Genomic DNA, 20410 nt, shown 5'->3' with positions numbered 1-20410 from the left:
AAAAAGCACTGAGATACTGTTAGTTATCCCAGTGCTTCAATGAAACGGTTGGTTCTTAACAAGCGGCTTTCCAGATTTTTGCCAAGCTCAGCCGCAGTTGATTTACCTTTTCCGTAAAATTTATATCGAATATTGTCGGCATTTGTCTTGGCCGCTATATAGGAAACGTTGAAATAGGCTTGCATTGTCTGGATCAGACGAATATACAAGGCACTTTCAGAAATACCAAAGTGCTGTGACAAACTGCTCAAGCTCCATCCTTTTTTTAAAAAACGAAAAAGTACGACATCAGGAATCAATATCGCAGAAGCCCCAATATTGGCCTGAAATTCATGAAGAATCTCATTATAAGAATAGTGAAGGCTGTTCTCTGTATCCGTAAAAATCGGATTTTCTTCATTTAGATGAAAAAGATAGTGAGTGATTTCGTGACTGATAGTAAAGTTTTTCCTTTTCTCCACCATATTCTGATTATAACCAATAGTGGTTTCCAAGCCGTCCTGAACAATCATTCCAGAAATTCTCTCTTTAGCAATACCGTCAAAAGAAAATCCTCGAATTGCCACGCCTTTTTCCTTCACATAATCCCATACATAAGAATAATAATAATCTTCATAATGAAGATTTTCAGCAACCATTAATGCTGATAAAAAATCATTGATTTTATCTGAAAAATTAAGATATTCATCGACCTGCTCTGTCATGTCATCACGCGCCTAACTATTGTTTTTGATTACGTTCTCTTTCAATCTCAGATTTTCGGAAGGTCAAAAATCGTTCTACTTCGCTTTTTAGTTCGGTAACTTCATTCTCTGAAAGTCCGTCTGTATTCATGCGAAACATAATCTGAGAAGATAAAGTGTCCTCTAAATCTGTTTCAGAGGAAGAAAACTCTGATCGACCCAACAGATAATCAGTGGAGACGTGAAAGTAATCAGCAACTTTTTGGAGATTATCAATTTTAGGTGAGGAAGCATCCCAGCGCCGAATCTGTCCGTTGGAAATTCCTACAGAGCGTTCAAGTTCAGCGAAAGTGACTTTCCTTCTGTCTGCAAGCTCCTTAATTCTGTTTGTTAAGCTCATAATACTCAACCTTTCTAATTTAGTACAAAATAATAGCATAAAAGTCAATTTTCTTATTGACAATTAGCTTAAAAGCTATTATAATTAGCGTATAAGCTATTTCGAGCTGATTATTTAAAAGAAGTGAATGAGGTTGACCAGATAAAGCATCTGTTCAAGCGCTCGTTGCTTTTTTCTTTAACTTAATGATAGCGTAAAAGCTAATTTTAGTCAAGCGTATTAGTAAATTAGCTATTTTATAAGATGTAGAAAGGAGAGAAAACATGAAAATTAGAAAATTAAAAGGGAAGCTGCTATGTCATTATCTTTCTCATGCGGAAAGAGGAGACGATGAAGCGCAGAAAAAAGCAGATTACTTAGCTCAGCAAATATTTTGCTCTGAAGAACAGGAGGAAAATTACTTAATAACTGTTCGTTTTCCCACAGGAAAATCGACTGATTACACTTCCTTTGAAGAAGTCGTCAATAGGTTTCGCTTAACACCTGCGGAACTTGAAGGTTTTTTAGAAAGTGAAAAGCTAGACTGTTATGGACGAAAATTTCAACTAAAAATTATTTTATAGAAGGAGTCGTGACTAATGATGATTTTCCCCGAAATTGATAAAAAGAAAACAAAAGACAATGCTCGCAAGGTTCTAAAAGCATATCCCAAACTGCTTCGGTTAGCAGAAGCAAGCGATCTACCTAATATTACTTCTAGTTATACATTTGAACTGAGACAAAGTGAAAAAGGGGGAAGTGGTTCTTTTGAGTTTATTCTTGAAAAGGAATCCAGAGCTGGGCAGGAATTAAGAAAAATTGCGAAAGGAATTAATAAATTAAGCTCCTTTGAAAGACAGCTATTGTATGACAAATTTATTAATAATAAAGAAACAAATGTAGCCCTTTATATGAAGTATCACATTAGTGAGAGTAAATTCTATCGAGAACTGGATAGAGCATTAATTCATTTTGCAGAATCCTATGACAGTGGGAGACTTGTGATAGAAAAGTGACAGTATTTTGAAAGTAAAGAGAAAGTTATTTTGGCCAAATGAAAGGTATACTCAGTTCATCCGATACAAACAAATTTATCGGATGAAAGGAGGAGCCTTCGAGAAGAGCATGATGAAGATAAAACTTGCTCTACTGTATGTAAATGAAATCTGATTAATTTTGTGGTGAAATGATGACAAAAAAATGCACAAACACTGATTTGATTTCAACTTTTCTTGAAACTTTTAACTTTCAGCAATTATAGTTAAGCAATTTAGAAAGATAAAAAAGCTTTCAGGGTAATAACAGGAGGGAAACTATGGATTTTTATGAAAGAACTGCTGAGCACTTGTTGAATCAGCTAACGCTGGAATCTGTTGGAGAAAATGATTTAGGAGAAAAAGAAATTATTTTTCGACCGTTAACAAATTATGAAAAAGGGATAGCTATTTTGGATGCACCATCAGAAACTGATATTCGGTTTCTAGATCGATCAAGATCTTACAATATAAATTTTCTAGTTAGTGTGAAAAATAAAGATCAGCAAATTGCCCGTCGAGATGCATTTCTAATTTATCAGGAATTAGATGATTTGCCCAGACCTGCTGAAGATGGAAATCTGCAGACAATTCTAAGTGGTACAAACAGTTTTATGCTTCGGACGTGTGAGGGAGTGTTGCTGCCTCAATTACAAGAAGTAACTGAGGAAGATGCATTTGTCTACAGCCTTCAAGCGAAGGCGAATCTATTTATTAAAAGAAATTAGGAGGAAATAATTATGTTAAAAACAAATCTTATCAAATTTAATGCTGAAACAGGAGCAACAGGCTTTGCGCCAAACTGGATGAATAAATACGAAGTAGGATCAGTACCTACTGCTGACGGAGAGCCGCAGCTATTTGAACTAGCAGCAGGTATTCAAACAGTAGAGCCTTCTACAGAAGAAGAAACAGAGACTTTTGCTTACTATGGTGATAAAGGCGGCAGCAATATTGATGTAACAAGTGTAACAAGTGCTTATGCATTTAAAGGACACAGACGTTATCAAGATGATGCTGCTCAAGAGTTTATTCGTGAGCGCTTATCTAAATCAGGTGATGGCCGTTTGATTTACTTCCGTCATACAGAACCAGATGGTCGTGTACGTGAAGGAAAAGCGACATTAACTGGGATTGTTCATACTGGTGGAGATGCTAATATGCGTGGCAACTTTGAATGTACCATTTCATTTAATGGCTTGCCATCAGATAAAAAAGCCTAAGAATAATGTTTTAGACGTTAATTATAAAAAAGTATCACTCTTATAAGATATGGAAGTGTGTAAAATCTCATAGTATTTTTTAAAATGTCTGAATTTTCAGATATTAATCTATGTACTATTTTATACATTTCCATTATTTTCAATAAGGAATATCAAGGAGGAAACAACATGTCAAAGCAAATCAAACAATCAAAGGAAATTAATGTAGGTTTAGGTAGTGGATTTATTCCAGTAAATATTGGTGGTCTGGACTTTAAGCTTCTAACAAGTGATCGCAAAAGAAAAGAATATTATCAAGTATTAGAAGAGCTTGGAAAGGAGCAAAAACAGCTGATCGAGGCAACAGATAAAAAAGCATCACCATCAACAAATGAGAAAGTATATGATCAAACAGTAGAAATTATCAGTAAAACAATCGATACTGTTTTGGGAAAAAACGCTTTCCATCAATTATATGAAAAAGCTGGTGAAGATGTGGAAGCAGTTCTTGAAGCTTTTATTGAAGTAATGAATCAGTATCAACGGATGCAAGAAAAAAATAAACTTCAGCAGTATGTTGATGGTAAAAAGAAGTGATGAAAAATGGGACTTTCTCTAGCTTGGGGAATAGATGATACGCTGGAAATTGATGGTCAGATTTTTCATCTGAACTTAGAATTTTCGTCTGTACTGCGCTGGTATGAAGTATTTCAAGATTCTTCTGAAAGCGATCATTTTAAGGTGCTTTTGGCGTTAATATTGCTGGGGAATCAGAGTGAAGAGGAACTTGAAGTGATGTCTCAAAAACAAAAAGAAATTTTATTTATTGAAATATTGAAAAGGGTTTTTGGGGAAAAAGAAAGTGAAGATCATTTAACTAGAGATTTACAAGGAAATATTCTTGATTCCGAAAATGAACCGACAACCAAGTTTTATGATTTGATTGAAGACACTCCTTATATTTATGCCAGCTTTCGACAGGATTATGGAATTAATCTGTTGAAAGAAAGAGGAAAAATGCATTGGGATGAATTTAATGCTCTTTTAGCTGGACTAAGTGAACAGACAAAAATGAGAAAAGTTATTGATATTCGGACAATGAAAATTCCTGAAAAATGTAGCCCTGATGAACGGCAAAAAATATTGGATGCTAAAAAGGCAGTAGCTTTAAAATCCAGTCGAGAAGCAGTAGCAGTTGAGGCAATGGACTTATTGGAAAGAAGGAGATGGTACGAAGAAAAACAGAAACGAGGTGAAGAAAAATGAGTGTAAATAATAGCCAAGTTGCTATTCAAGTAAATTTATCAGTAGTAGATATTGCGCTAGATTCTCTTATGGATAGATTGGATGAAATAAGAGATTCCCTGGAACCCGTAGAGGTTGAGGTAGAGACTGCAGCAAGTGAGCAGCGGCTTGATCGACTTTTAAATAAGATGAGAAATGTATCAGATGAGACGATGAAAGCTGTTGAAACCGTTTCGCCAAAACTAAATGGTTTGTTGGTTTCATTTTTTGATAAAGCAGCTGAAGCTCAAAAGAAGGAAAAATTTGGATCTTTAATGGAGCAATGGGGAAAAGCCGTAGATAAAGTAAGGGCAGAATTTGGAAAACCCCTTTTGGAGCCATTGACTGTGGCAATGAAGGTTGCTACAGCAGCAGCCAACAAATTTGCAGAATTTCTTAATAAATACCCTGCAATTGCTTATGTTGTAACAACTGCACTAGCCTCTTTAGCAGCAGGATTAGGCGCTCTGATAATTGCTGGAAAAGTTGCAGCAGTTTTTAAAATTTTAGGTGCTTTATTGCCGGTTTTACTCAGTCCACTATTTTTAGTAGTAGCAGCTATAACAGCTTTAGGAATGGCATTTATTAATGCTTATCAAAAATCTGAAGCATTTAGAATGACTGTTCAAAAAGTATTTGAGTATTTAAAGGGAGCCACTATAGCTGTTATAGAAGGAATCCGCAACTTTGGTTCAGCTGTTGTGGAAGCATTTACTTCAGCCTATCAAAATTCGGATAAGCTGAAAAGTGGAATAGGAACAGTGTTTGAGTTTATTAAAGGCGTAGTTGGCACAGTTATTGAGAAACTTGCCGGCTTCAAAGAAGCAATTGTCATGGCTTTTCAGGGTGGTGACATGTCTGGATTGCTAGAAGTATTTAAAAATCTGCTTCCAACAATTATCGGTTTCTTTCTGAGTGGTATTCCCAAATTATTATTGATAGGTGCTCGATTGATTACATCTATAGCAAGTGGTATGGGAATTTCTGTTCCCGAACTGCTTACTAAGGTAATCGAGTTCATGACGACGATGATTGCGGAGATTATGAATATGCTGCCGCCGCTAATCGAAGCCGGAGCAGCAATTTTGGTAAATTTAATCCAAGGTATTGCCTCGATGCTGCCGGGATTAATTGAAGCAGGTATTGGGTTAATAACGCAGCTGATTACCGTGTTTTTAGAAAACTTAACGTTATTTATTGAGTTAGGTGTGCAGATTTTAAATGCCCTAATTGAAGGGCTAGCAACAGCACTGCCGTTTATTATCGAAGCAGTAATTACCATTATTACAACATTTGTGACATTTATAATTGAAAACTTACCATTGATATTGGAAGCAGGTATTCTATTGCTAATGGCTTTGATTAATGGAGTCATTCAGCTACTTCCTATGCTAATCGAGGCAGTGATTACAATTTTAATGGCAATTGTGGACGCTTTAATTGAAAATCTGCCAATGATTATTGAAGCAGGTATCAAAATATTAATGGCCTTGATTGATGGGCTTATTCAGGTACTACCAGTCCTGCTTGAAGCAGTAATTACAATTTTGATGGCATTAGTTGATGCGCTAATTGAGAATCTGCCAAAAATTATTGATGCGGGAATAAAAATTCTGATGGCTCTCATTGATGGCTTGATTCAAGTGCTTCCTGTGCTGCTTGAAGCAGCTTTACAAATTATCATGGCATTGTTGGGGTCTTTAATGGAGAATCTTCCTAAGATCCTGAATGCAGGAGTAGAACTGCTTATGGCTTTAATTGAAGGACTCTTAAGTATGGGTGAGACTTTATTGAGTACCATTGGTAAATTGATGAGTACAGTATTATCGAAAATTGGAGAGTTTTTACTGGAAATGTTAGCCAAAGGAAAAGATTTAATTACTAATCTTATTTCTGGTATTGGTGAAAAAATTGGCGAAGCCGGTGAAAAAGCTAAGGCTGTTGGTAGAAAAATTATTGAAGGAGTCTCAGGGTTTGTTGAAGACATGAAGCAAGCTGGTATTGATATGGTGAACGGCTTTATTGGTGGAATAGGCGGTATGATTGAAAAGGTTGCAAACAAAGCTAGAGAAATGGCTAAAGGAGCTGTTGATACTGTCAAGAAATGGCTGCATATTGCTTCACCATCTAAAGTAATGATTCAAATGGGGGAATGGACAGGAGAAGGCTTTTTAAACGGAATTGATTCAATGATTACACCTGTAGAAAAGCTTTCAGAAAAATTAGCTGAAGCTGCTACAATTGATGAGTTACCTCATACTGATCTATCTGAAATGATGAAAAGCAGTTTAATTAATGAATTAGGAGTAATGAATCTTAATGCCAATCCAGCTTTACTTCATGCAGGAAATATGACAGGAGCGTTGATTCATAGCTACAATGCAGCGACTCAAAACCGAAATGGTCAAGAGATAGCACCGATCTATGTTGAAACAACATTTGAAACAGACGGTCGAGCAATCGCGAAAGGAACAGCTAAATTCATGAAGCCGGAAATTGATCGAATCAACCGAGCTGAAGCAAGATTAGGAGGCGAAAGAATTTGAGTGAGTTTACAGTAATTTTTAATGGAACAGATTTATCTCCCTATCTAAGAGTAACAGAAGATTTTCGTCGTGGAATTGGGACAACTAGGTCAAATCGAACAATACAAGTAGGAAATACAAACTTTAAAAAGTATACAGGGTATAGCTTGGATGAAAAGATTATTGACATGCCTTTTGTCTTAAGGAACGATTTGATTGATAAAAGAAGAGAGTTGGCTCGGATACTTAACGTATCCGAACCTGCCCAATTAATTTTTACAGATGAGCCTGATAAATATTATTTAGCTGTTCCAACAGGTGATATTGATGTTGCTGAGAAGAAATTTCTAGGATTTGGAACAATCAGTTGGCAGATTCCTGATGGAGTAGCGTACAGTGTACAAGAAAAACAGTTGACAAATGAAAAAAATGATTTTCTAGATATTTATAATACAGGAACATTTGATTCCTTTCCAAAAATGGAAGTCGAGATGAAATCAGATAATGGTTTCGTAGGATTCATTAATGATGATGGGGCACTGCTTCAGTTTGGAAACCCTGACGAAGTAGACGGTGTGAACTATGAAACCTCTGAACATGGGATAATTGATGTCTGTGGAGTAAATTTTGGACCAGAACAATTTGAAAAGCATGGATGGAAATTGAATGCAGGTACAGTACTTTCTTATAAGGGACAGAATTGTATTCAATCAGGAAGCGGGTTTGATTTTGCTCGCTACCATATTACTTATGGGAAATGGAAAGGTACCAAACATGATTATTTAAAGGCTAAAGATTTTGGCACTGGAGAACAGTGGCATGGACCTTCCATGACCAGAGCGTTTACACCAGATAGTGAAGGACAGGATACTGCTAAAAATTGGCAGTTTGATTTTTCTAATTTCTTTATTACTGGACTAGCTCCACAGACTGGGATGCAACAATGGCTGGTTAATACAGCAGACGAAAAAAATGTGGCGGGATATATATTTTGTAAGAGTAGTACAAGTATTAATCAAATCGTTTGTTCTTTAGTTATTAATGGGAGAATTGTTAAGGAATTTTCTGTTTATGCAGGTATAGATAATCAATATACAGGTTGGGATCAAGGAAATTGGCGAATTGAAAAATTCGGTAGTCAATTTATATTTACAACGCCAAAGAACGTTTATACTTATACGGATTCTAGTGCAGAAGAACTTGAGGCAAAATTCATTACGTATTATTCAGCCGTTTGGAAAAACCGTTTAGGAAATGATAAGATGACCATTGATTTTTTCCGAAAATGTCATTTTGTCAAGCACAATGTTGAAAAATGGGCAGATATCCCAAATAAATTTGGGAAATATGATGTACTTACTGTTGATACTTCAAATGGCAAAATATTTGTAAACGGTGTTGAAACACCTGGACTTGGAGCTCTAGGAAATGATTGGGAACGGTTCAAACTGAAACCAGGAGAGAATCAGCTGCATTGCTTATATTCTGATTTTGCTCAAAAACCAATGATTAAGGTTAAGTATAATGAGGTGTTTTTATGATTTTGTATTTTACAGACAGAAAATTTAATGTTTTAGGTCTAGCCTCAACAGGTGATTTACCGAATGCACTCTCTTTTTATGATGATTTAGAAGTCCAGGAAATTGAAAAGGGATCGGCAGTTTTAACTGGTTATTTATCGATTAAGAATAATTTATCAGAGATTAATCAGCTGACTCAGACAGGCAACTACATTTTGATTCAAGATGAGGATGAGTTAGTTCGTTTTTATACAATAATTAGAAAAGAGAAAAATCGTCAGAACAAAGAAGTGTTTATCTATGCCGAGGATGCGGGGTTAGATTTACTAAATGAGGTTCTTGGCTCTTGGGAGGCTCCAGCTAAAGAGCAACCTATTTCATATTATGTAAATAAAGCAATTTATGATTCAGGATTTGAAATTGGACGTAATGAGCTTAGTGATATAACAAGAAAAGCAGCATGGTCAAACGAAGAGACTGCTACTAAACGACTGCTATCGATTGCAGAAGAATTTAATCAAGCTGAATTTTCTTTTCGCTTTGAAGTGAATGGAATGAGAATTACTAAAAAATATATTGACATTTATAAAAAACGAGGAAATGATACGCAGGTTGAACTGCGTTTAAATAGAGATATTCATAACATAGTGACAGAAGAGACTATCGAAAATCTGGCAACTGCGTTTCGTGTGTATGGAGGAACTGGCTCAGGAAATTCAGAACCGATTACTTTAAGTGGCTATAAGTATGATGATGGACGCTACTATACAGATGGCATCTATCTGAAAGATAGAAAAGCTCTATCGATATGGAGCCGCTACTTGGTAGAATCAGGAGATAACGAAGGACACATTGTTGCCAATTTCCACTATGATACTTTAAGCAAACAGGAGCTCTGTAACCAAGCGATAGGAGCACTGAAAAAGCGTTCTGAACCCGAAGTGAATTATGAAGTAGATATCGCATTTTTGCCTGAAAATGTACGTATCGGTGATACGATCAATATTGTCGATGATGAGGATGAACTTTATTTACAAGCACGTGTTCTTAAACTGGAGCGTTCAAGAGCGAATCAAAGTGCACAAGCTGTTTTAGGGAATTATTTAATTCAGTCTAGCGGAATTAATCAACGCTTGCAGGATTTAGCTGATAAAATTCAACTTATGAAAGATGGAGATACTTATTTTCCTTGGATTCGCTATGCTGATGATGATGAGGGGACTGGGATTTCTGGCATGCCTACTGGTAAGCAATATATGGCCATTAAATATGGGCTGAATCAGCCAATTCCTTCAGATGATCCGAAGGAGTACGAAGGGTTGTGGGTTAAGATTATTGGTGAGGACGGTATCAATGGAAAAGATGGTATCCAAGGTCCTCCAGGTCAGGATGGCTTGCCCAAATACACTTGGATTCAATACGCAGATGATATAAATGGTACGAACATGAGCAATGAATCTACTGGAAAAAAATATATTGGTTTTGCTCACAACAAATCTGAACCTACTCCTTCTAGTAATCCTAGAGAGTACAATTGGTCGGCGATGTATGATAATGAGTTGATAGAAATAGTAAAAAACGAACTAGATTCAATTCCAGTAACCACCGTATCAGCTGTCGAGCCTCTGTCTCCCAAAAATGGAGATAACTGGTTTAAAACTGATTTGCAAGGGACAATCATAGGTTTTTATATTTTTAACAATGAATGGAAGCCTCGACAAATCGATCAAGGAATGCTCGCAATAAACAAACTGGTAGCTGTTGATATAGAAGGAGCGAAAATAACTGGTACAGAAGTACAAAGTGCATTTGATAGAGAAATTGTTACAGGTGCCCCAATTAGAAGAAAAGGTACCATCAAGATGTCCGATGGGCGTTTGAGAGTAGATTTTGTTCAATATGATGTATCTGATCCAGATACAATTCAAGCTACAGGTATGATTCATTTGGATGAGGGAGGAATCATCAGTAAATCAAGCTATACTTCTGGAAAGAATGATAGCTTTATGCAATTGGGTTCAGGATCACTTAGTTTTAATAGTAGCTTGTTTGGTTCAGGTAGTTTAACAGCGGAGAGTCTAGTTTCTAAACCTTGGCAGGATTTACCATTGACGACAAATTTTCAGCATTACGGAACCGATAAATGCCAATACAAAAAAGTAAAAAATCTTGATGGGTCTTATACGGTCAAGTTCAGGGGAATTATGACAACAAAGGCAGGTGTCTCTTGGGCTACAGGACAGTCTATTGCTAACATGCCGCTAGGAACAAGACCTTCTCAAACAGAAATTGCTATTCAACCGACAAACTTAAATGGAATTGGTGGTAGGTTGCATGTTGTAGCTAATGGAGAAGTCGTTTTTAGACCACAAACTGTTTCGGGTTTGACTTATGTCTCACTTAGTAATTTTAGTTATGACATAGAAAACTGATAGGAGGATAAACATGAACATTCAAAAAATTGTTATAGATTTAGAAAAGCAAACAAGAAATCCATCGAACTACGTTGTGTTGCGTCAGGGAGATTATGGGCTGCAAAATATAGAAATTTTTGTTCGGAAAAATGGAGAGCCGATTTCTATTGAAGGTTTTTCTCTGAAATTTGAAGGAAATTTAAGTAATGAAAACTATGTTACAGGTGAGGCAGAACTAATAGCTCCGGAGGAAGGGAAAGGTTTGTATACCTTTTCCGATATTGACACCTCTGTTTCTGGACGTTATCAAGTTGCATTCTTCCGTTTATATGATAAACAGGGACAATGTATTTCTTCGGAAGATGTTATTATCGATGTAAAAAGGAACGCTGATCTTCGCAAAGGAGAAGCGGAAGCCTATGAAAATGAGTTTACTCAACTTCTCAATCAGTTCAATGAAGAATGGACAAATTACATGGTTGGAAAGACAACGGAGTTTGAAGGACTTGAAGAAATTTATCAGCAGCTAATTAAGAAAGCAGACAAGTTTGGGTTAGATTTGTCAAATCTAGAAAAAAAATTAAATGAAATAGATGCTTATACAAAAAAAGAGACGGATCAGTTGTTGTTCAATTCATTTTTAGGCAAATTAAGTACTTCTACTGTTGAATTTGATTTAAAAAATAAAGTTGCTGGCAGCTTAGTGGAAAATCCTCATATATCCCAGTACATTGCTCGAACTTCATTATTAGAGTTCAATAATTTGAGCTGGAAAGAGTTTATTGGGACTAGGTATGAACAAACCAATATATTGGATGGCACAGTTACCAGTATATCTGACTTTCGAAAAAATCATATCACTCAAGTAGTATTTCGATGGAATATTATTGAAGAAATAGAACGTCTTTACGCGGGTTTATTTGAAAGCTATGGAGCGTACACATTACCTGAAAAGGTTGTCGTTGCTAAAAAAATTATAAAAAGAGTGAACGGGAATGTTTGGGGAATGGGCTCTGGCGCCGAAGGTCTAGGATTATCGGTAGCTATAGCTTCATATGCAGGTTCGTGGAACGGAACTAAGAAACATACAAATAAAACAATTACTAAATTATTCGTTTCTACCTCAACGAATACACCAAGTTATATTCAAGAAGATGGCACGATAGTAGTAAATGCTTACGCACCAGCATCAGATGGCGTAACAGCGAGTACCATAACCATTGACTATGCTAGTCTAGAACTTACATTGGCTATTAGTGCAGCTGAGCTATTTTCTAATAAAGCAGTTACAGATAAACATATAAATGATTCAGCTTTGCATACTACCCAAGAAGAAAAGAACACTTGGAATACCAAGATAGGAAATAAAGAACTTATTTCCTCATTCACAGGAGAAGCTATTAGTGACACTATACTCTACGATTTTAAAAATAAAATTGCTGGTAGTGTTGTTGATAATCAAAATAAGATGACTCGAACAGCTTATCCTACATTATTACCTCCGAAATCAATTACTATTGAAAATACTCAAAGTCAATATAATTCTGTAATGAATCTTGATAATAATTTGTATACACAATCTACTACTGTGAGTGGAAATATTTTTCAAGTAATGTTTTCATACAATGTTATCGAAATCGTTGAGAAACGTTATCCTCACTTTTTTGAAGGGATAATAACAATTGCTGAAAAAATATTGAAATTAAAACAGGTATTAAAAGAAATTAATTTTAAGGTTTATGGATTTGCTCAAGGGTCAGGAGAGAAACCTAATCGAATGATGTTGGCTAGATGGGGAGGGACTTACGAATGGGTAACAAGTCAGAGTTCAGATTCTACTATGGTAACTTTACTCCAAGGAATCTTAACTTCCGAAAGTCAGATAACGTCTTCTATAGACACTGCTGGATATGTCTACATTTTAGCTTATGCACCTGCTTCTGATGATACAGAACCAAGCACTGTAAATATTGATTATGCTAGTCTAGAGCTTACGCTGTCGATTAATGCATCAGATATTTATGCAGTAAAAAGTGACACATATACCAAAACTGAAGCTAATGAAAAATTTTTACAACCAGCAACAACGCTACAAGCAGGTATCGTCAAGCTAGCTAATACAACAACAAGCTCCAGCGTAACAGAAGCGGCGACAGCTAACGCAGTGCGAGTTGTAGCTGAAACACTGCCAAATAAGGCGAATGTATCTCAAGTTCAAATGAGCAAAATTACTAATGATAATGGTACACCGGTGTCAGAAATTAATTCTGGTAGCTTATTAGACTTCATCAAATCTATGCAAGTGTCATATAGAACAGTATCAGTTTCTTCTAATGTAACAGATAGACCAAATGTTGCAACCACGTTTAGAGGAACAATTCAAAAAGTAGCTAACAACACAACTGGCAATGTTGTCCTTATCTCAGACACTGGCAGGGTATTCACACGAACATATTACGGCGGAGAGTGGTTTGCAGATTGGATAGAGACAGCAGACTCAAATAAAGCACAGCTAAAAAAAATTACAGCAGATAATGGTATTCATATTAAAAATATAAGTAATGGAACAGTTCTAAGTGGAATTTTAGCATTAGGTTCAGGAGTTTTCAGCATTTCAATAGGATGGAGTTTATCGGATTCGCCGATAGGTAATACTCAAAATATCCGAGCAATTGCTCAAATGATAACTGAAGCGTATGGAAATGTAATTGGTATTTCTGATGATGGTCGAATGTTCTATCGATCAATCGCAAATCGTAAATGGGTAGGGGAATGGCAGGAACTTGCTTCAAAAGCTCAGTCACAGATGCAAAAAATCACAGCAGATGACGGTCGACCTGTAGGAACATTAACTTCGGGTAATATCTTATCTGTAGTAACTGGTTCAGCGGGGGTAAAATCTTACGTTTCGACGAGTGCGGTGACTGATCATCCGCCCACCACTCAGGCTTTTCGTTTCATGTCTCAAATGACTAGCTCTACCTTTGGAAATGTCATTGGAGTTGCTGATGATGGAACGGTGTTCTCTCGTGCGATTGTCAGCGGTGCTTGGAAAAATGACTGGCAGCAGCTTAAAGCAAGTCAGGTACCAGTTTCCATCACACCTACTTTGTCAAGTGGGTTTAAAGCAGTTGCTGAGCAAGAACTAAAGGGAAAGGTTACAACGGAGTCTGACAATACTCAAAAAGTAACATTAAGTGGAGCGATAACTAGTGACTCGGGTTCTATCGCTGGTGGATCCTCTGCTATTGTAGCAAGTATACCTGTTGGTTATAGACCGAGCAAACAAATGATTTTCCCAGCAGTTGGAGATGGTTCGACAACTGCGGCTGCGAGATCCATCTCAATTGTTGTTTATCCTAGTGGTGAGGTTCGAATGACTATTCAGGGTGCAGCAACAACTTTGGTTTCTTTGGAAGGTATATCTTATTATTTATAGTATTTATAAGAGTAGATGAGTCAATTTAAGGGGTAAGAGATGACTACGGATTTGTCATTTCTTATTTCCTTATTTATTTTAAAAATATATTTTGATTGTTGAATGCTTAATAGATGTTTTTATTTAAAAATATTTTTAGAGAACAAACTAGATGCTTAATTTCTGTGTAACAGTGGGAGACTTGTGATAGAAAAATAACACTTTTTTGACAGTACTTAGAGAGTTTTGGAAAGGCAAATTCTTATAGAATAAAGGTAGTCTACTAATAGATAATGGGCCCATTATGCTAAAAGGAGATTAGAAAATAACAGAAAGGGAGTTGATGCAATGAGATTTTTAGGTTTAACTATCGCTGAAATTGCTACATTAATGGCTGTCATTGGTTCGTTGGGTGGATGGCTTTTATGGATCTGTAAACGGGCGTACAACGCTGTAAAGGACAATATATCAGACCCTATTAAGCAAAATCTTGACGGTCTTTCAGAAGCGATTACGCTTCTGTCGAAAAATGTTGAAGCTGAAACCCGCTGGGTTCATGAGAGGCATACAGAAGTAGTTGAGAAGCTTGGAGATCATGAAGAGAAAATTGGTCATATCGAGGATACAGTTATCAAACATGATGAACGAATCAAAACGCTGTTTCGAAAGGAGAAATGAGCATGCAGAAAATATCCGCAGAAACAATTGCACGCACGCTTATCCTGCTGCTGGCACTTCTTAATCAAGTGTTGGCAGTGACAGGAAAGGAAATGCTGACTATTGCAGAAAATGACATTTATCAAGTCGTTAGTCTATTGTTTACATTGAGTACAACTGTAATGGCTTGGTGGAAAAACAACAGCTTTACTGAAAAGGCAATCAAAGCTGATGAGCTGTTGAAGGAGCTGAAAGCCCATGACAAGTAAAGAACAGATGATTCGATGGATGGCTGATAGACAGGGAAAGGTTACGTATTCAATGAATGCCCGCACGGGTCCTGCCAGTTATGACTGTTCCAGCGCCGTATACTATGCTTTACAGGCTGGGGAGTTTCTTCATGCTGGAACGATGGGGAACACAGACAGTCTTTTTGGGCATCTTGAAAACAATGGCTGGAAAGCTCTCTCAGAAAGAAATGGCTACATTGATGCTGGACGAGGAGATATTTTTATTTGGGGTGTTCGGGGAGCATCCGGTGGTGCGTCTGGTCATACAGGAATCTTTCTGGATACTGAGAAGATTATTCATTGCAACTATGGATATAATGGAATCACTGTAAATAATCATGACCAGATATGGACTTACAATGGCGGTCCGGCGAATACAATCTATCGCTATCAGGGGACAGAGAATAATAGCAGTTCAGCATCAAAAGAATTTTCTGTCGGTCAGCAAGTGAAGCTGCTGAATCACGCAACACAGTACCAGACGAGAGAGCGAATTCCGGTCTGGGTAAAAAACAGGACATATACGATTCAGCAAGAAAAAAAAGTAACGCAATCGAATTCTAAAAAAGCCTATCTTTTGAAAGAAATTCAAAGTTGGGTGTTAGAACAGGATTTAGGATAAATTGGATTAAAATCCTTTGTTTGATTTAAAGGAACTAGGGCAGTGTCGGTTTGACAAATGTCATAGTTCCTTTTTGTTTTTCTTTGAATAGGTCGTTTTGTAAATAACAATTGTGATAATGAACGATAGAGCTATTAATAAAGAAATCGTCTTTAAAGATAGGAGGGTCTTATACTGTTTTAGTTTTTTTAAGACAATCTTTTTGTATCTGTTATACTTTCAGATAAAAACTGTACTATAATATTTTTTTTCTGTTATAATTTAGTAGTAAGTATACTAGAAGAAAAAGCAAAAAAAAGATAGTGCAGCTGAAACGATGCGACTAAGAGAGTTCTGAAAAGAGGATTCTATTATTTCTCATTGGAAAGTAGTGTGCAGGATGTTTACTAGTAAGTAGTTAACACAGAGAAGGAGATAAAAAAATGAAGTTAACATTTCATGGTCATTCATGTATTGAAATCCAGTTAGAGGATGGAACCAATTTGCTGATAGACCCGTTCATCTCTGGAAACCCAATGTCTGATTTAACCGTCGAGGAAGTAAAAACCGATGTAATTCTAATTACTCATGGACACAGTGATCATATAGGTGATATGATTCCTATCGCTCAAAGAAATCAGGCAAAGGTCATTAGTATTGTTGAAATTGTACAGTTTGCTGAGAAGCAGGGAGTTAACGGACATGGTATGAATCTAGGCGGCAAATGTACATTTGATTTTGGAACGGTTCACTTTGTACCGGCACTGCACAGTTCAAGTTATGAGTATGAGGGACAAACTCTTTATATGGGCGAGCCTGCGGGAATTTTGCTTCAGGCAGAAGGAAAGACCATTTATCACGCTGGGGATACAGCTCTTTTTACAGATATGCAGCTGTTGAAGCAATTTTATGATATTGATATTGCTTTTCTGCCAATTGGCGATAACTTCACGATGGGACCAAAAGAAGCAGCCGTGGCTGCGGAATATTTGGGAGCCAAAGTGGTTGTTCCAATTCATTACAATACATTTGAAGTTATCAAACAAGATCCAGAGCTGTTTAGTAGTAGTCTGAAGCCTGGCGTTGGACAAGTATTGACTGTTGGAGAAAGTATAGAATTATAGGAGGTCTACTATGGCGACGAAACATGATCAAATATTGCAGCATATTGAAGGTTTGCCGATTGGAGACCGGATTTCTGTTCGTAGTATTGCAAAAAATTTAGGTGTAAGTGAAGGAACGGCTTATAGAGCCATTAAAGATGCAGAAAATATTGGGTTAGTTTCGACAATTCAACGTGTGGGGACCATCCGGATTGAACGGAAGCTGAAAAAACATATTGAAAAACTGACGTTTGGTGAAGTAGTTCGGATTATCGAGGGAGATGTACTAGGCGGCGCTGCTGGACTAGACAAGGTATTGAATAAGTTTGTGATTGGGGCAATGACCAAAAGTGCAATGACCCGCTATATTACACCAGGCTCGCTAATGATTGTGGGAAATAGACATGAAGTACAAAAGCTGGCGCTGGAAAACGGTGCAGCAGTTTTGATTACAGGCGGATTTGATACAGACCATGAGATAGCAGCACTGGCAGATAAGCTGGAGATGCCGGTTTTGCGGACAACGTATGACACATTTACAGTAGCAACAATGATTAACCGGGCACTTAGCGACCAGCTGATTAAAAAAGATATTATGCTGGTTAGCGATATTTATACAACTCTGGAAAAAACAAACTATTTAAGTATTTCTAATACCATTACAGATTATCAGCTTCTGTCAGAGGAGACTAGTCATTCTCGGTTTCCGGTTGTGAATAAAAATATGCGGCTGGTTGGAATCATTACAGCCAAAGACGTGATTGGTAAGAGTGACACAGCTACGATTGATAAGGTGATGACAAAAGAACCCATTGTAGTGAAGAAAACAATGAGTGTGGCTAGTGTGAGCCACCAGATGATTTGGGATGGCTTAGAGGTTATGCCAGTCGTTGCCGATGACTTTTCTTTAGTTGGTCTAGTTTCACGTCAGGATGTGATGAAGGCCATGCAGCTGGTGCAAAGGCAGACCCAGATTGCGGATACGATTTCTGATCAGATTTCTGGAGAGATTCTGATTGTTGAGGATCAGACTGAAGAAAAAGGAAAAATGGAAGCTCCGGAGTTCAAATTCCATGTAACCCCTCAAATGGTTAATGGTGTGGGAACTATCTCTTTTGGCGTACTGAGCGAAATCGTTTCAAATGTGACCCAGAGAACCATGATTATCAATCAAAAAAGAAATGTTCTAATCGAACAAATTAATCTTCACTATTTACGATTAATTCAACTGGAAAGTGATTTATCTATTCGCCCGAGGATTTTAGAGCTGGGCAGGCGTTCAGCGAAGCTGGATGTAGAAATTTACCTGGAAAATGCCTTAGTTGCTAAAGCAATTGTGGTTTGTCAGGTTATGGAACGTTCGTAGGAGGAAAATGTCAATGAGTGTGCAGAAAGAAATCCTGTTAATGATTAAGAAATATAAAACAATAATTATCCATCGACATCAGCGGCCAGACCCTGATGCGATTGGATCTCAGGTCGGCTTGGCCGAACTGCTGCGGCAAAGCTTTCCTGAAAAGACTGTTTATCAGGCTGGCGGACCAGTAGAGGGTTTAGAGTTTTTAGCTGAAATGAATGAGTTTGAGGATGAGCTGTATCAAGGAGCTTTGGTCATAGTGACGGATACTGCCAATTCACCAAGAATTAGCGATGAGCGCTACAAATTAGGGGAAAAGTTGATTAAAATAGATCATCATCCCAATGACGAACCATATGGCGATTTAGTTTGGGTTGATACAAGTGCCAGCAGCTGTAGTGAAATGATTATGGATTTTTATCTGGCATTCTCCAACGAACTGCGCTTGTCTGACGAGGCTGCTCGCTTGCTGTATGCTGGCATTGTTGGGGATACGGGACGTTTTCTTTATCCAGCAACAACTTCCCATACGTTGGAAGTTGCTGCAGTATTACGGAACTATTCTTTTGATGCGTCAGCACTTAACCGGGAACTGGAACAAATTTCGATGGCTGTAGCGAAGCTTGCCGGTTCTGTCTATCAAGGACTTGATGTAGATAAATATGGGGCTGGCAAGGTAATTATTTCTCAACAATTATTGACTGAATATGGAATTGTGGATTCTGAAACAGCTGCAATTGTTGCACTTCCAGGAGTGGTGGATGTCGTGCTGGCCTGGGCCATTTTTGTTCAGCAGCCGGAAGGCTATTATCGAGTACGGCTGCGTTCTAAAGGTCCAGTAATTAACGAGATTGCCAAACGCCATCATGGTGGCGGACATCCTCTTGCAAGTGGAGCAAATGCTAGAAACATGGAAGAGGTCAATGAAATTTATAAGGAAATTCAAGCGGCTTGTCGAGAATTTATAGGATAAGATGATGATATGCTTGATCAAGGTTAATTTTGCTGATAGTTTTTTTCAGGAGAGTTAACCTTTTTGTTAGAGCTGCTGATACTCCTGTTTCTGCTGGAGAGTCTTTTCTTTTGAAAGGAAGTAGGCTAAAATATAACAGACATTCAATTTCGAAGGAAGTATTTTTCCGATATACATAAGCGCATTTTTTCGGAAAGAACATTGTCAATTATTAATGATTAAAGGAGAAAGAACATGGAAACTTTACCAAATTGCCCGGAATGCGGGTCAGCTTACACGTATGAAGATCGGGGAATGATGATTTGTCCGGAATGCAGCCATGAATGGAGTCCCACAGAGGCAGGAGAAGATACTGGTTTTAGTGTGAAGGACTCAAATGGCAATCCTTTAGCGGATGGAGATACAGTAACCGTGATTAAGGATTTAAAAGTCAAGGGTGCCAGCGGAGCAATCAAGCAGGGGACTAAAGTGAAAAATATTCGTTTAGTTGAAAGTGCAGATGGTCATAATATTGATTGTAAAGTGGATGGCTTTGGACCAATGAAGCTAAAATCTGAGTTTGTAAAAAAAGCATAAGAGAATAAAAGCATAGAGGTCGAGACAAAAGGGCACTGACCCCCAAGAATGAGAATATAAAAAAGAGGCACCTCCGTTGAATTTATTTTATATAATAAATTTAGGCTCTTTGTCAACTAATGTTGGTGAAGAGAAATCTTAGAATTTTTGAAGATCAAGAGGAAACATTTCTCTTGGTCTTTTTTAGTTTACAATTAAAGCGTTGCCGTGGCGAATCATAATTCGCAGTTTGAAATTGTAAAAGCTACGGAAGCCATACGCATTCCTTTTTAAAACTTTGATATGGTTGTTTAAACATTCCAGCGGTCCATTGGAGTAGGTGTGTTGAAGAGCATTTTTGATTTGTGGAAGAAACTTTTTAAATGTCTCCAAGGTGGTTCGATAACTTTCTGGA

At 37.3% G+C, this 20410-nt stretch carries 20 protein-coding genes; 17 read left to right on the top strand and 3 right to left on the bottom strand.

Going from position 1 to position 20410, the window contains the following annotated elements; genetic code table 11:
- Positions 1 to 23: 23 nt before the first annotated feature.
- Both AC1Z3K_RS10835 and AC1Z3K_RS10830 read right to left on the bottom strand, forming a co-directional pair.
- Complete coding sequence (locus AC1Z3K_RS10835; protein WP_461732741.1) at positions 24 to 704, bottom strand: ImmA/IrrE family metallo-endopeptidase; 681 nt, start codon at positions 702 to 704, stop codon at positions 24 to 26.
- Between the two features lie 16 nt (positions 705 to 720).
- Entirely contained in the window at positions 721 to 1083 is a 363-nt protein-coding gene (locus AC1Z3K_RS10830) for a helix-turn-helix domain-containing protein (protein ID WP_426082425.1), read from the bottom strand.
- A gap of 263 nt (positions 1084 to 1346) precedes the next feature.
- Between AC1Z3K_RS10830 and AC1Z3K_RS10825 the strand changes: the two genes are divergently transcribed.
- The 17 genes from AC1Z3K_RS10825 (at position 1347) to AC1Z3K_RS10745 (ending at position 20016) form a co-directional block, all read left to right on the top strand.
- Complete coding sequence (locus AC1Z3K_RS10825; RefSeq protein WP_461732740.1) at positions 1347 to 1646, top strand: hypothetical protein; 300 nt, start codon at positions 1347 to 1349, stop codon at positions 1644 to 1646.
- A gap of 15 nt (positions 1647 to 1661) precedes the next feature.
- Entirely contained in the window at positions 1662 to 2078 is a 417-nt protein-coding gene (locus AC1Z3K_RS10820) for an ArpU family phage packaging/lysis transcriptional regulator (RefSeq protein WP_426082427.1), read from the top strand.
- 299 nt (positions 2079 to 2377) lie between these two features.
- Positions 2378 to 2824: a phage tail terminator protein gene (locus tag AC1Z3K_RS10815; RefSeq protein WP_461732739.1), complete on the top strand. Its 447-nt coding sequence runs from the start codon at positions 2378 to 2380 to the stop codon at positions 2822 to 2824.
- Positions 2825 to 2836: 12 nt separating this feature from the next.
- Complete coding sequence (locus AC1Z3K_RS10810) at positions 2837 to 3319, top strand: phage tail tube protein (RefSeq protein WP_461732738.1); 483 nt, start codon at positions 2837 to 2839, stop codon at positions 3317 to 3319.
- Between the two features lie 168 nt (positions 3320 to 3487).
- Positions 3488 to 3895 (top strand): hypothetical protein, encoded by a 408-nt coding sequence (locus AC1Z3K_RS10805; protein ID WP_461732737.1) that lies wholly within the window; start codon positions 3488 to 3490, stop codon positions 3893 to 3895.
- Between the two features lie 6 nt (positions 3896 to 3901).
- The gene (locus AC1Z3K_RS10800; protein WP_461732736.1) at positions 3902 to 4564 is read left to right on the top strand and encodes a Gp15 family bacteriophage protein; all 663 of its coding nucleotides are present in this window, start codon (positions 3902 to 3904) and stop codon (positions 4562 to 4564) included.
- The gene (locus tag AC1Z3K_RS10795; protein WP_461732735.1) at positions 4561 to 7128 is read left to right on the top strand and encodes a phage tail protein; all 2568 of its coding nucleotides are present in this window, start codon (positions 4561 to 4563) and stop codon (positions 7126 to 7128) included. The genes AC1Z3K_RS10800 and AC1Z3K_RS10795 overlap by 4 nt, the downstream gene beginning before the upstream one ends.
- Complete coding sequence (locus AC1Z3K_RS10790) at positions 7125 to 8648, top strand: distal tail protein Dit (protein ID WP_461732734.1); 1524 nt, start codon at positions 7125 to 7127, stop codon at positions 8646 to 8648. Before AC1Z3K_RS10795 ends, AC1Z3K_RS10790 begins: the two co-directional genes overlap by 4 nt.
- The gene (locus AC1Z3K_RS10785) at positions 8645 to 11059 is read left to right on the top strand and encodes a phage tail spike protein (protein WP_461732733.1); all 2415 of its coding nucleotides are present in this window, start codon (positions 8645 to 8647) and stop codon (positions 11057 to 11059) included. The genes AC1Z3K_RS10790 and AC1Z3K_RS10785 overlap by 4 nt, the downstream gene beginning before the upstream one ends.
- 13 nt (positions 11060 to 11072) lie before the next feature.
- Entirely contained in the window at positions 11073 to 14480 is a 3408-nt protein-coding gene (locus AC1Z3K_RS10780) for a BppU family phage baseplate upper protein (protein ID WP_461732732.1), read from the top strand.
- Between the two features lie 327 nt (positions 14481 to 14807).
- Entirely contained in the window at positions 14808 to 15137 is a 330-nt protein-coding gene (locus AC1Z3K_RS10775) for a hypothetical protein (RefSeq protein ID WP_426082428.1), read from the top strand.
- A 2-nt stretch (positions 15138 to 15139) separates the two neighbouring features.
- Complete coding sequence (locus tag AC1Z3K_RS10770; RefSeq protein WP_426082429.1) at positions 15140 to 15385, top strand: phage holin; 246 nt, start codon at positions 15140 to 15142, stop codon at positions 15383 to 15385.
- Complete coding sequence (locus AC1Z3K_RS10765; RefSeq protein ID WP_426082430.1) at positions 15375 to 16028, top strand: peptidoglycan amidohydrolase family protein; 654 nt, start codon at positions 15375 to 15377, stop codon at positions 16026 to 16028. The genes AC1Z3K_RS10770 and AC1Z3K_RS10765 overlap by 11 nt, the downstream gene beginning before the upstream one ends.
- 422 nt (positions 16029 to 16450) lie before the next feature.
- Complete coding sequence (locus AC1Z3K_RS10760) at positions 16451 to 17131, top strand: metal-dependent hydrolase (protein ID WP_461732731.1); 681 nt, start codon at positions 16451 to 16453, stop codon at positions 17129 to 17131.
- A gap of 10 nt (positions 17132 to 17141) precedes the next feature.
- Complete coding sequence (locus AC1Z3K_RS10755) at positions 17142 to 18476, top strand: DRTGG domain-containing protein (RefSeq protein WP_426082433.1); 1335 nt, start codon at positions 17142 to 17144, stop codon at positions 18474 to 18476.
- Positions 18477 to 18489: 13 nt separating this feature from the next.
- Complete coding sequence (locus AC1Z3K_RS10750; RefSeq protein WP_461732730.1) at positions 18490 to 19440, top strand: DHH family phosphoesterase; 951 nt, start codon at positions 18490 to 18492, stop codon at positions 19438 to 19440.
- 234 nt (positions 19441 to 19674) lie between these two features.
- Positions 19675 to 20016, top strand: coding sequence for a zinc ribbon domain-containing protein YjdM (locus AC1Z3K_RS10745; RefSeq protein ID WP_426082437.1), 342 nt, complete (start codon positions 19675 to 19677; stop codon positions 20014 to 20016).
- A 183-nt stretch (positions 20017 to 20199) separates the two neighbouring features.
- Here AC1Z3K_RS10745 and AC1Z3K_RS10740 read toward each other — a convergent pair.
- Positions 20200 to 20410 (bottom strand): transposase (locus tag AC1Z3K_RS10740; protein ID WP_461732729.1); only part of this gene is annotated, 211 nt, incomplete at its 5' end.

The sequence above is a fragment of the Enterococcus sp. LJL128 genome (assembly GCF_056924295.1).
The sequence above is the reverse complement of the archived record's forward strand: the minus strand, read 5'-3'. Positions and strand labels throughout refer to the sequence as shown.